The organism is Cytophaga hutchinsonii ATCC 33406, from assembly GCF_000014145.1.
Lineage (GTDB): Bacteria > Bacteroidota > Bacteroidia > Cytophagales > Cytophagaceae > Cytophaga > Cytophaga hutchinsonii.
In genome coordinates this window covers 1,373,607-1,386,547 of the sequence record NC_008255.1, presented here as the reverse complement: position 1 = coordinate 1,386,547, position 12,941 = coordinate 1,373,607, and the positions used below count along the sequence as shown (strand labels likewise).

Genomic DNA, 12,941 nt, shown 5'->3' with positions numbered 1-12,941 from the left:
ATGAAAAAACCGTATAGCACGTTATTTTTATTGCTGTTAACAGCAACACACACGTTTGCGCAAACATCCTTTGATGTAAAAGAAAAACAGAGCAATCCCGCTGCACACCGCTCCTTTGAAGCAACACGCATCAAAGGAAATATGCTCCAGCAATCCATATTAACAGCGCAAGGAACAAGCCTTCTTCCGCAGCTTTCAAAACCAAACACAGCAGCTGTACGTGCTACAGCAAAAAATCCGTTCAGCGTAATTTATTCAAATGAAACCGGGCTGCCAATCTTCATTAAAACCATCATTCCTCAGACACTGCAGCAGCGCGCTGTTGGTACAGGAAGTGGAATTGCGATTGCGTACAACTACATTGATCAGCTGCGCGAAACATTAGGCTTAACAGACGTTGCCGAGCCATTTACGCCATACAAAACAGAAAAAGATCTTTTGGGCGGACAAATTATCCGGTTAAAGCAATTTTACAACGGCATTGAAATAGATGGTTGTGAAAGTATTGTACACATCAATGCAAGCGGACAGGCTGTTTCGTGGAACGGCAGTTACATTAAACCTGATCTTATTAAACACACCTCTTTTGCGGTCACGCCCGCCGCGGCGGCGGCAAAAGCGCTTGCTGATATTAAAACACATGCACACTATGTAGAACTGTCTGAACAGGAACAGCAGTTTTTAAATTACAGTACACCAGGCATCAAACAAATCTACTACATTGACGACAAACTTGTGCGGAGCTGTGTACCGGCTTACAGCATTGATGTACGTCCAAACTTTCTGGATTGGTGGGAATATATTATTGATGCACAAACAGGAAACATCCTTTCATCGCATTCCAAAACATGCCATGCCGACGGTCCGCGCATAAGTACCGGCAACGACCTCAACGGCGTATCACGTACGATTAATACCTACCAGACAGGTTCATTGTATTATACGACAGATGCCAGCAGAAGCATGTTTAAATCAAGCCAGTCTTCATTCCCCGACAATCCTGCCGGTGCCATTCAAACGCTTGATCTGAACTATACATATGGTTCCAATACCAAATACAAAGCTATTACTTCCAGCACCAACAGTTTTAATGCTACGGCAATTTCGGCACATTATATTGCCGGCAAGTCATACGATTACTATTCTGCCATACATGGCCGTACTTCTATTGATGGGAATGGCGGCACAATTATCTCTTTCATAAATGTTGCTGACCCGGACGATGGAACACCAATGGACAATGCGTTCTGGAATGGTAAAGCCATGTATTACGGCAATGGAAATACAAACTTCAAACCCCTGGCCGGCGGCCTGGATGTAGGCGGGCATGAACTGACGCACGGTGTGATCCAGAATTCTGCCAACCTCAATTACCAGGGCGAATCCGGTGCCATCAACGAATCAATGGCGGATATTTTTGGCTGTATGATTGATTCTCTGGATTGGAAAATCGGTGAAGATGTTGTACTTCTAAGTAAGTACCCTTCCGGTGCCTTACGTGATTTATCCAACCCGCACAATGGCGGCACAAATATAAATTCAAGAGGCTGGCAGCCTGCACATGTATCTGAAAAATACTCCGGAACACAGGATAATGGCGGCGTACACATAAACAGCGGTATAACCAATTATGCTTTTTATTTATTGGCACAGTCTACTTCAAGAAGTAAGGCTGAAAAAATATTTTACCGTGCATTAACCGCCTACCTTACGCGTTCTTCTAAATTCATTGACCTCAGAATTGCATGTATCGCTGCGGCAACCGATTTATATACATCAAATGAGGCAACGAAAACAGGAATCGCTTTTGACCAGGTAGGGATTACAGGAAACAGTGAAGTACCTACAACACCTGTATCAAGCAACCTGCCAGTGAATACAGGCGATGAATACTTGCTTACGTATAATCTGAACACAACCTACAGCACGAAATTATACCGCATAAATACGGCGACACAAGCTTATGCTACCATCAATACAAGTTCGGTATTCAACAAGCCCAGCATAACCGACGATGGTTCAATGGCGTATTTTGTAAACACGGCCAACCAGCTGAAAAGCCTGTACCTGACACCGGGCAATACGTACGAACAGATTATTCAGGACGAACCTATCTGGAACAATGTTGCAATCAGTAAAAACGGCAAACGTTTGGCCGCAACAACAACCGACAAGGATACATCTGTTTATGTATATGATTTCGATAGTGATACCTGGGCACAATTTGTGTTGTACAACCCTACCTATTCAGAAGGAATTAAATCAGGCGGGCCTATCTATGCGGATGCATTGGAATGGGATCACACAGGAGAGTTTTTAGTATACGACTGTTATAACGAATTTGAAAATACATCCGGTAACAACATCAATTTCTGGGACATCAATTTTATTCAGGTGTGGGATAATACCCTGAATGATTTTGGAGACGGAACTGTAACAAAATTATTTTCATCGCTGCCGGATCACATAAGTGTGGGTAATCCTGCGTTTGCAAAAAATTCTACCAATATCATTGCCTTTGATTACATAGACGAAGATGAAGGTGATTTATATGTTATCGGCTGCAATACAGAAACAAATGAACTGGATGTTATTACAAGCAGCAATGTACTTGGTTTTCCGAATTTTAACAGACTTGACAATAAGATTGCTTATCTCTATGAATTAAATTCAGACCATATGAAATCTATCTGGACAGTTGATCTGGATGAAAGCAAAATTACAGCGCTGCCAAACGGTTCAGATACATACTATACAGACAAATCAAACTGGCCGGTTTATTATGCAACCGGCGTACGATCCCTTCCCTCTTCTACTACAGCAAAGCACACGAACACTTCGGAGAATCGTGCAAACGTATATCCGAATCCCGCATCTGCAGATTTCAGCATACGGTTAACGTCCGGTGACCAAAGCCATGCCGTTATACATATCAACAGTACAACCGGCCAGCTCATTTACAGTACTGCTGCCAATCTGCTCACAGGGGAAAACACCATTCCTGTTCAGCTGCCAGCATCTGTTGCTTCAGGATATTATATTGTAACCATTGAAACTGCTGATGAACGCTGGGTAAGCAAGCTGATTAAAAAATAATCCATATGAACAGAAAGGTAAAACGCGCTTTACCTGTTTTATTGATACTGGCAATAGGTTATTTCAGCCTGCCCTACCTGAATGGCAGGAACAGATATCTTAATTACCTGAATTATATTTTCCGGGGAAACAGCTTACAGGTGTCCTGCAGTAAAAATCTGGACATAAAAAACAGTGTGGTATTTTTGAAAATGAAACAGCATTGATTCAAAACAGAGATCCGGAAAGTGCTGAACGCATGTTGCACAGAAAGCAGCCTGCGATACTGATGCGCGACACTATTTTTGCCCATGGTAAACAGGTAAAAGCTATTCCGTATGACTATGGCAAGCAGCGCCTGGCTGTATATTATAACGATGAATACGTTGGTGAGCTCTGCCATTGGCAAACGAACCAGTATCATGTACATGATTACACTGTTCATCTGAAAAGTGCCAAGGGAATAATTGTCATGAACGGCCACATTGACGGGCCTGATGTGATGTATCCAATATCCAGACGTTAAAAAATAGAATACGGTAATGCCTTATACTATTTTTTCTTTCTCCAATCCGTTCCTTCCCAAAAGTCAATCACCGCTCTCCATTGTTCACCGCTCCGTGTGTAAAGCCACTTGTTAAATCCGAAGTAATAATCTATTTCCTGGCCGGCGCTGTTTTGTATCCCTTCAAATATGCCTACAGTTATCAGATCCATTGTTTGTTTGTCACAACTCTTTAATATGTTTTCAATATTTGTAAAAATTATGTGAAAACTTTCTGTTTGGTTCGCTTTAAATTTTTCAATAATGAATTCAATGATAATCCGTATATCTGAATAAATCAATCTTTCAGATACGTCTCCGTTATATTCATTTTCAATGTACTGCTCCCATCTGGCTTTCAATTCAGGATCAGAACTGATTATTAAGGCAAGTGCCGGATCAATCGTATATATCATCGTGAGTCTATATTGATATACTTATTTATCATATTGTTTTATCCTTTCAAACAATTTCTGTTTATAGATTTCAGTAAACAGAAATCCACTCAAAAGACCTTTTGTAATTTCTTTTGACTTTATTTTTTCATCAAACCAATCTTCAAAAAAGTTTGCATAACCTCCTGTGGTAATTCCAGCATCACTCATGGCAACCATAGGCAGATAGTGCTTTACAAAGTCTTCTTTTGATTTGATTTTCCTGTTTATACTCAGCAGGTAAAATTGAATATCATAAGACAGATAGGAAAGTTCATCGGCATGCAGCGCAAAATATCCTTTCTCTGTTGTAAGTTCGGTGAAGAGATTTCTTAAAACACGATCGAAGTTTACAGACAGATCTTTTTTAATGTATGCCTGCAGCACTTCTGAAAAATTTCCTGTACGGAAAGTTTCTAATGTACTTATCAAGTCCTGTGCAGATGTGTCATATACATCTGCATGAACAAGTCCGCGAATGAAAGTTTCGAAATCTTTTGCGAGGAACGTTTTTTGATACTCCCGTTCCTGATCCACATAAAACACCTGCGGTTCGCCCTTGGGGCCGCAGATGGAATAATCAAGCAGAATCATTTCATGTCCGGCAGAAGGACAGGTACAAACATAAATTCCGGTATCCGGGTATCCCCATTCATCAATCATGAAGCGGCTGCCAAAGCTTCCACCTAAGGAATATGTTTTCGATCTGCCGATGCCCATAATTCCGGAAATTTCAACATGATATTCCGTACCGGATGTTTCTTCTGTAACAGGAAAACAACAGTTGACAGGTGTGCCGCCATTATGCTGTTTCATAAGTTCGATGTAAGAAGCCGGAAGCTTATATCCTAGTTCCTGTTCTATTGAATCAATAAGCGCGTCTGTTGGTGTTTCTTCTACATATTCTTCTATGGAATAAGCTGAATCATCCCAGAAACCGGATACGTCGAAATCGCTGAATGTATTTTGTACCATTTATTTGTTTTTTTGCTTCACCAGTATAGTATCCCAGGTATGGTCTTCCGGCTCCTGTTCGGTAACCGGAATATCCACCTTCCGGCTGATCGTATTAAAAAAAGTTTCGTATCCGCCCCACTGAGAAAAACGGGGGAATTCATATAAAGTATTTCCATTGCGCACGTACATCCTGGTCATGACTGTACTTATACATATGATACGGCTTCCGTTCGCAGCTGTTTCCGGAAACAGTTTGCGGCAATCTTTCCTGTATGCTGCAAAGGCTTCTTTAAATAAGGATTGCGGAACGGTGTAGCTTGTTTCTTTTATTACGTTGAGATCACTGCATATTACTGTGTAGGTTGTATCAACCCGGAAGATTTTCATTTTGGTCATAAAGGGGCTGCCGCATCCGGATGAATAGCAGCCAATAAAAAGTGTGTCCAGCTCATCCGTTTGCATAGACAGAACATCGTTGGCATCTCCTTTTATTAAAGGGGAATAAGCAGTGGTGTCAAACAGGATACACGTATCCTGTTTCGGTTTTATCGCATTGACCTGATCATTGGTAAGCAACGAAAAAAATGTCAGTGTTACAGCCTTGCCAGGAATACTGTCATAACTGAAACAGGTATTTTTATCAATGGTATCATATTCTATTTTTGTAAACGGATACATGTTCCCATCGGCATCTTTGACTTGCGGTACATCTGTATAAAAAGAATGACTGAAAGGTATAACTGTTTTTATGTTATAAAACGATTCTGCATCATCTCTTGGCTTACAGGACAAAAGAATACAGACAATCAAAAAACATCCGTAACAAATCTGTTTCATACGTTGTATCTACCTGGTTCTATACGTTCAAAAATCATTGTCAGCAGTTAAAAATAATCGCTGTATTTATGCGCACGGTTCTGTGCTTCGGAACTATCGTTCCAGTCATAGGTTGGCAAACCGAGCTCGTGAAAGATTTGTTTTGTTGCTTCATAATTAATCCTGCCGCAATTTCGCGGTTGTGAAAAATACGTTCTGCATGAAAAACAAATAGCAAGCCGGCCGGCTATTTTTCCTTTTTTATAAAAGATGAATCCGTGATACGGCTGAAAACAATCGGCAGGCAGATAGTTGCGCTGATTCTTCCCTGAAAGATTTTCGCTGATGGTTGTGAGCTGTGCATCCGTTACTTTCCGTTTGCCTGAACGTGTATATTTCGTATCCATTTTTGAAACATCATACATGAGTTCATGACTGCCATCAAGGATAACAGCGTCCGCACTATCAAAATCAGCCTGCAGCCAGACCGGATCAATGTCTTTTACCGCATAGATCATCGAATCTTCCTCCTGCACTACAGGAAGTTTCGATGCTACCACATGTTTATCCGTTGCCGGAAGTTCTTCCTTCGTTTGAGTTTCAAATGTACAGCCCCATATGGCAAGCAGCGTGAGAAGCAGAAAAGCATAGTGTTTCATGTGCAGTTGTTTAAAGTCACTGGAAAACATTTAAAAGGCAGTATGGGCGAATTGCATTCGCCCGTTTGAAAAACAGCATTCGCCCGTTTGAAAAGAACATCTACCCGTTTGAAAAACACACTTGCACTTTTGCAGATACGGCACATACGTATTCGATCGTGCCGTCCAGCGTTTCATTTGACCATTTCGCCTGCGGGCGGAATGGCGGAATTAAACGCTGGACGGGACGAATGCAATGGCAAACAGGGGCAAATGCAATGTTAACAGGGGCGAATGCAATGTTAACAGGGGCAAATGCAATGTTAACAGGGGCAAATGCAATGTTAACAGGGGCAAATGCAATGTTAACAGGGGCAAATGCAATGTTAACAGGGGCAAATGCAATTTGCCCCTACGGTTGTACGTATGTGCGTTTGATTTCCGGGCTTTTAACTTCGTGTGCGATGAATTCCTTGCGGATCTTTTCGTATACGGCTGTCTGCATCGGACCAAAATCAGCTACATTTGCATACGGTCTTACGGATAATACAATTGCGCTTTCTGCATATTCTACTACAATTACAGACGGCTCTGGTGTTTTTAGAACCAGGGGTTCATTCTGTAATACACCCATGATAATGCTTCGTACATGGTCTAGATCTTCTGAAAAATCAATCGCGATACGTAAGCTTGCTCTTAAATTACCGTGACGGGTTACATTCACAATTGTTCCGTTTGAAACAGAACCGTTGGCAAGGATAACCGTTTTATTTTCCGGTGTCAATAAAATCGTATTGAAGATCTGAATCTCCTGCACCTCTCCTGTTTCGCCTTGTGTGCTGATTACATCGCCTACTTTGAACGGTTTAAAGATCAGGATTAACACGCCACCAGCAAAGTTTGCCAATGAGCCCTGAAGTGCCAGACCTACCGCCAGACCCGCAGCACCAAATACCGCAAGCAGAGAGGTTGTGGGCAAACCGATCATACCGGCAAACGTAAGTACAATAATGATCTTGAGGCCCACACTTACCAGGCTGCGGATAAAACCTTCCAGCGAAACATCGTAGTTACGCTTATTAAAATATTTTGCTAAACCTTTATCCAGTCGTTTCGCTAACCAGAAGCCAACAAACAGAACGGCTAAACTATACGCCAGTGTAGGCAGATATGAAATAATGCTGTCGGTAACACTTTTTAAATGATCTACTGAAACAAATTCAGGTTTTGCTAATTCGGGCATATGGGTATTTGTCAAATGTATGTATACTATTTTATTTATCTATCCGTCTGTTTGCCGGTGACACCCGGGTGACAATCCGCGTAAAACTTAGATTTCAGGCTCACTAAACACCAATAACGGCGGCTGACGGTTTATTTATTTCGGCACCCTGCGGTACATAATCAAACCGATCACAATAAAGACAATGTTTGGTATCCACGAAGCGAACAAGGGGCCAATACCGCCGACATTAGCCAGACTGCGGCTCGTAATCATAAAAATAATGTAAACGAATGCCAGCAGGAAACCAAATGCAATGGTTAAGCCGGCGCCTTCTCTTGACTTACGCGAAGATGCGATCACTCCGATCAGGGTTAAGATGATCACGGAAAAAGGATACGTGTACCGCTGATATTTTTCAGTTATGTAGGTACTGATATTTTCTGAACCGCGTGCTTCCAGCAGTGCAATCTGATTATTCAGTTCGCCCATATCATATGTTTCAAAAAGCATATACGTATCTTCGAAATCTTTCGGTGTAATGGTTAATGCCGTATCCAGCCCTCTCCCTTTAAATACTTCTTCCTTACCGTCCTCTGTAAAGCGGCGGATAAAATATTCTTCCATGCGCCATTTTTTTGTACTGTCGTTCCAGTTCATGCGGGCCGCTTTAAGTTTACTTACCAGACGGTTATCAATAATGGTTTCCAGTGTAAACTGGTATCCGACATTGATCTCGCTGTTGTAGCTTTCTATATATACATAGGTAGTCGGCGCGGTTTTCATATGTACATTTCTTCCTTCATAAAAAAATGTACTCTTAATGTATTTCTTTTCAAAATCCACCCGTTTCTTGTTTCCATGCGGAATCAGCCAGCCGCTCATGTAAAATACCATGAAGGCAATCAGGATAGAACCGATCAGGTACGGATACATGATCCGTGTCAGACTCATCCCGCTGCTGAGCATGGCAATGATCTCCGTACGGGCCGCCAGATTCGCGGTAACAAATATGGTGGCAATAAAAATAGTGATCGGACTCAGCAGATTGGCCATATAGGGAATAAAGGCGAAATAATATTCCACCAGTATAAACCATATACTGAGTTTGTGTTTCATGAAATCTTCCATCTTCTCTGTTATATCAATAACAGTGATGACCAGCATAAACATGAGTACAACAAAGAAGTATGTTACCAGGAACTTCTTAATGATATAGAGATCGAGTTTTTTCACAACCAGTTTTTATAAACGTTGCATGCATTGTTTTACCATACGTTCTTTCCATTCCCGGAACGTGCCCGCTACGATCTGCTTACGCGCTTCACGCATGAGCCACAGGTAAAACGAAATATTCTGTATTGTTGCTATCTGCGCACCCAGCATTTCATTGTTGTGCACCAGGTGGCGAACATATGCTTTGGTATAATAATCATTGAGGTAAATATCTAGGCCCTGATCCAGCGGAGTAAAATCGTTCTCCCACTTTTTATTACGGATGTTGATGATGCCCTGTGTAGTAAACAGCATGCCGTTGCGGGCATTACGTGTCGGCATTACACAATCAAACATATCTATACCCAGCGCAATATTTTCCAGTAAATTTTCCGGCGTGCCTACCCCCATCAGATAACGGGGTTTGTCTTTGGGCAGTACCGAACAAACCAGTTCACTCATGGCATACATTTCTTCTGCCGGTTCACCCACCGACAACCCGCCAATGGCATTTCCCACACAGCCTGCTTCAGCAATCACTTCGGCCGACTTCAGACGCAGGTCTTTATATACACTTCCCTGTACAATCGGGAACAGATGCTGCTGATATCCGTACTTCGGCTCTGTCTCTGCCATACGCGTTACACAGCGACCCAGCCAGCGGTGCGTCATTTCCATCGACTTGCGCGCATATTCATATTCGCACGGGTACGGCGTACATTCATCAAAGGCCATTACAATATCTGCGCCAATGGTACGCTGAATGTCCATCACACTTTCCGGCGTAAAGAAATGTGCCGAGCCATCGATGTGTGATTTGAACTTTACCCCTTCCTCGTTAATTTTCCGGATACCCGATAAAGAATAAACCTGAAAACCTCCGCTGTCTGTGAGGATAGAACGTTTCCAGCCGATAAATTTATGTAAACCGCCTGCCTGTTCAATAATGTTCAGCCCCGGACGTAAATATAAGTGATAGGTATTCCCTAAAATGATAGGGGCATCCGCTTCCTGCTCAAGCTCACGCTGATGCATCGCCTTTACAGTACCAGCTGTACCAACCGGCATAAAAATAGGTGTTTCGAAAGTTCCGTGATCGGTGGTTATTACACCAGCCCGCGCACTGGTTCCAATATCATTGTGTTCAATTTTATAAAACATGGTAATCGGTTAAGTATGCTAAATTACCTTTATTTATTTAGGAGATAAAGCCGTTTTGTGCTTTTATTTGATGTTACCGCGTTTGATGCTCCCATGATTTGTCTTCCCACGATTAATCCGCCGCGGCGGACGTGGGCTGGGGGCCGTTTAATGTTCCCACGATGGATGTTGGGTGTTGGGGTGTTGGGGTGTTGGGGTGTTGGGGTGTTGGGGTGTTGGGGTGTTGGGGTGTTGGGGTGTTCCCACGATTAAAATCGTGGGCTGGGGGGATTTTAATCCCTTTATTTTTTATGTCTGTATCGTTTTATATTAACTCTTACCAACCCATGGTTTAAACCATGGGAAATCAATCGTGGGACTGGTGGACATATATAATACCGGACAGGGGCGTATGCAATACGCCCCTACGCCTTTCCATTATTTTTCCTTATTATTGAAAAAAAATCCTTTGAACCAACCGATCTTTATTCAAATCCTTTTGTTTATCACCGGAATAGTGTCGGTTGCTTATCTGTTGCTGCTTCTATGTTCCATTCCGTTCAGAAAAACCTTACCGGAAACCATTTCCAGCGAAGGTGTAACCGTTCTGATTGCTGCACACAATGAACGTGAGAACCTGAGTCAGTTTCTTCCTTCTGTCTTAAACCAATCCTATCCGCTTTTTGAAATCATTGTAGTGTGCGACCGCTGTACTGACGGCACTGTTTCTTATCTTAAATCATTATCTAATAAAAACTTACGAATCATTGAAGTAAACGGGAAAACCCAAGGTGTTCACCCTAAAAAGGCTGCCCTGCAGACCGGCATAAAAGCTGCCCGGTATGACTGGATTTTGCTAACCGACGCTGATTGCCGGGCTGCCAGCGATGGCTGGATCAGCGGAATGATGGCCGCCAAAGAAGACAAAGCCATCTGTCTGGGTATTTCCATGTATGAAAAAAGACCAGGCTTTTTGAATACGTTCATTCAGTTTGAGACCTTATTTACCGCATTTCAATATACAGGCTGGGCCATTTTAGGCAAACCATACATGGCTGTCGGGAGAAATTTGTTGTATTCAAAGCAACTATTTATCAACACTGGCGGCTTTGGAAAATATGGGGGCCATCTTGGCGGAGATGATGATCTGTTGATACAGCGGCTGGCGACGGGAAGGAATACAACAGTTTGTATTAATACCGAAAGTTTCACGCTTAGCAGGCCAGCAGAAGGATTCAGCGTTTGGTGGCGACAGAAACACCGCCATCTGCATGCGGGGAAAAAATACCCAATTGGGGTATTGATTAACTTATGTATATACCCCGTTTGCAGTACAATCTTCTACGCCGGAATCATTTATTCGGGCATATCCTTCAATTTTGCTGAGATAATGCTCTTTTATATTTTGAGAACATGTATATTTATAAGTATTTTTGTGTGTATGGGTCGGAAGTGGAATGTACCTGTTTCAATCTTCTTTCTTCCCATTGCTGAAATAGTCTATTTGATTTATCTACTATTCGCTGGTTTATATAACACAGCAGTACCTATTAAGAAATGGAAGTAACGAATGACCTTCCCGAAGGAAGAGAGTTTTCAGAAAAAGCCAAGAAGGACTTTTTATTAGTAGAAAGAGCTAAGACATCGGGTGATGAGAAAGCGTTTGCCGAATTGATGTCGCGCTACAAGAAACCTGTCTACCACATGATCCTGAAAATGATCCGGAATGTGGATGATGCGGAAGACTTAACGATTGAAGCATTTGCGAAAGCATTTAAGAATTTACATAAATTCAATCCTGACTTTACCTTCAGTACCTGGCTGTTCCGTATTGCAACGAACAACTGTATTGATTTCATCCGTCGTAAGAAACTGGTAACAACCAGTATTTCTTCTACCTACAAGGATGATAATGGCGAACACACCGAAATGGATATTAAGGACAGTAACTTGACACCGTTTGAAGAAACCATTAAAAGTCAGAAGATCGAAATCATTCAGGCCATTGTAAGCAAGCTTCCTCCTAAATATCAAACCTTAGTGCGTTTGAGATATTTTGAAGAGTACTCCTACGAAGAGATCGCCGTAGCGATCGAAGCTCCCCTTGGTACTGTTAAAGCACAGCTGCACCGTGCACGCGAACTCCTGTTAGACTTAGTAAAGAACCGTAAGGATTCCATTTAAATTATTAACGCTCCTAGGGTTTTAGCCCCTTGGAGCGTTCAAGTATCTACCCCACCCCGTTTTGCAAATCATCGAAAAATATTTCAAGCATCTGAGCCCCGAACAGGTAAAACAGTTTGGTGCCTTACACAGCCTGTATACCGAATGGAACGAAAAAATCAATGTCGTTTCAAGAAAAGATATAGACCAGCTGTATGAGCGCCACGTCTTACATTCGTTGGGAATCGCTAAGGTGATGGCCTTCAAGCCCGGCACCAGGATTCTGGATGTGGGCACGGGCGGTGGTTTTCCGGGTATCCCTCTTTCCATCCTGTTCCCTGAATCGGATTTTCACCTGATCGATTCCATTGGCAAAAAGATTAAAGTAGTAGAAGAAGTAAGCGCCGGAGCGGGCATTAAAAACATCCGCACTACGCATGGCCGTGCCGAAGATGTTACCGACAGATACCACTTTGTTGTGAGCAGAGCCGTTACGCGTTTCAAACCTTTCTGGGGTTGGGTAGCAAAGAAATTCAGCGACGAACAATTCAACGATTTGAATAACGGTATCTTATATTTAAAAGGTGGTGACCTGGATGAAGAGATCCAGGAACTGAACCGCCCGGCCTATGAGTACGACCTGAACATGTTTTTTGAAGAGGAATTCTTCGACACAAAAAAAGTAGTCCACGTACCTGCATTCTGATTCTTTTTTGATATAAATATTCGTAGCTTCC

General features: G+C 42.4%; 13 protein-coding genes. 6 read left to right on the top strand and 7 right to left on the bottom strand.

The window, feature by feature from the left end; genetic code table 11:
- The 3 genes from CHU_RS05870 to CHU_RS05860 are packed head-to-tail and all read left to right on the top strand — an operon-like array spanning position 1 to position 3,601.
- Complete coding sequence (locus CHU_RS05870) at positions 1-3,096, top strand: M4 family metallopeptidase (protein ID WP_011584596.1); 3,096 nt, start codon at positions 1-3, stop codon at positions 3,094-3,096.
- Between the two features lie 5 nt (positions 3,097-3,101).
- On the top strand, positions 3,102-3,302 hold the full coding sequence (locus tag CHU_RS05865) for a hypothetical protein (RefSeq protein ID WP_011584595.1): 201 nt from the start codon (positions 3,102-3,104) through the stop codon (positions 3,300-3,302).
- Positions 3,299-3,601 (top strand): hypothetical protein, encoded by a 303-nt coding sequence (locus CHU_RS05860; protein WP_041932222.1) that lies wholly within the window; start codon positions 3,299-3,301, stop codon positions 3,599-3,601. The genes CHU_RS05865 and CHU_RS05860 overlap by 4 nt, the downstream gene beginning before the upstream one ends.
- A 26-nt stretch (positions 3,602-3,627) precedes the next feature.
- On the opposite strand, the gene CHU_RS05855 is transcribed toward CHU_RS05860, so the two are convergent.
- The 7 genes from CHU_RS05855 to tgt all read right to left on the bottom strand — a co-directional run bounded on the left by CHU_RS05855 (position 3,628) and on the right by tgt (position 10,062).
- Complete coding sequence (locus tag CHU_RS05855; protein WP_011584593.1) at positions 3,628-4,035, bottom strand: DUF7674 family protein; 408 nt, start codon at positions 4,033-4,035, stop codon at positions 3,628-3,630.
- 21 nt (positions 4,036-4,056) lie between these two features.
- A complete protein-coding gene (locus tag CHU_RS05850) occupies positions 4,057-5,028 on the bottom strand; it encodes an SMI1/KNR4 family protein (RefSeq protein WP_011584592.1) in 972 nt (323 codons plus the stop codon).
- Positions 5,029-5,847: a hypothetical protein gene (locus CHU_RS05845; protein WP_011584591.1), complete on the bottom strand. Its 819-nt coding sequence runs from the start codon at positions 5,845-5,847 to the stop codon at positions 5,029-5,031.
- Positions 5,848-5,894: 47 nt separating this feature from the next.
- A complete protein-coding gene (locus tag CHU_RS05840; protein WP_143144145.1) occupies positions 5,895-6,485 on the bottom strand; it encodes a hypothetical protein in 591 nt (196 codons plus the stop codon).
- A gap of 391 nt (positions 6,486-6,876) precedes the next feature.
- Complete coding sequence (locus CHU_RS05835) at positions 6,877-7,707, bottom strand: mechanosensitive ion channel family protein (RefSeq protein ID WP_041932221.1); 831 nt, start codon at positions 7,705-7,707, stop codon at positions 6,877-6,879.
- Between the two features lie 135 nt (positions 7,708-7,842).
- Complete coding sequence (locus tag CHU_RS05830) at positions 7,843-8,922, bottom strand: LptF/LptG family permease (protein WP_011584588.1); 1,080 nt, start codon at positions 8,920-8,922, stop codon at positions 7,843-7,845.
- A gap of 9 nt (positions 8,923-8,931) precedes the next feature.
- Positions 8,932-10,062 (bottom strand): tRNA guanosine(34) transglycosylase Tgt, encoded by a 1,131-nt coding sequence (gene tgt, locus CHU_RS05825; protein WP_011584587.1) that lies wholly within the window; start codon positions 10,060-10,062, stop codon positions 8,932-8,934.
- 448 nt (positions 10,063-10,510) lie between these two features.
- Here tgt and CHU_RS05820 point away from each other — a divergent pair, with 448 nt between their 5' ends.
- The 3 genes from CHU_RS05820 to rsmG all read left to right on the top strand — a co-directional run bounded on the left by CHU_RS05820 (position 10,511) and on the right by rsmG (position 12,910).
- Complete coding sequence (locus CHU_RS05820) at positions 10,511-11,608, top strand: glycosyltransferase (RefSeq protein ID WP_238379354.1); 1,098 nt, start codon at positions 10,511-10,513, stop codon at positions 11,606-11,608.
- The gene (locus CHU_RS05815; RefSeq protein ID WP_011584585.1) at positions 11,599-12,225 is read left to right on the top strand and encodes an RNA polymerase sigma factor; all 627 of its coding nucleotides are present in this window, start codon (positions 11,599-11,601) and stop codon (positions 12,223-12,225) included. The genes CHU_RS05820 and CHU_RS05815 overlap by 10 nt, the downstream gene beginning before the upstream one ends.
- Before the next feature lie 61 nt (positions 12,226-12,286).
- Entirely contained in the window at positions 12,287-12,910 is a 624-nt protein-coding gene (gene rsmG / locus CHU_RS05810; RefSeq protein WP_011584584.1) for a 16S rRNA (guanine(527)-N(7))-methyltransferase RsmG, read from the top strand.
- Positions 12,911-12,941: the final 31 nt, after the last annotated feature.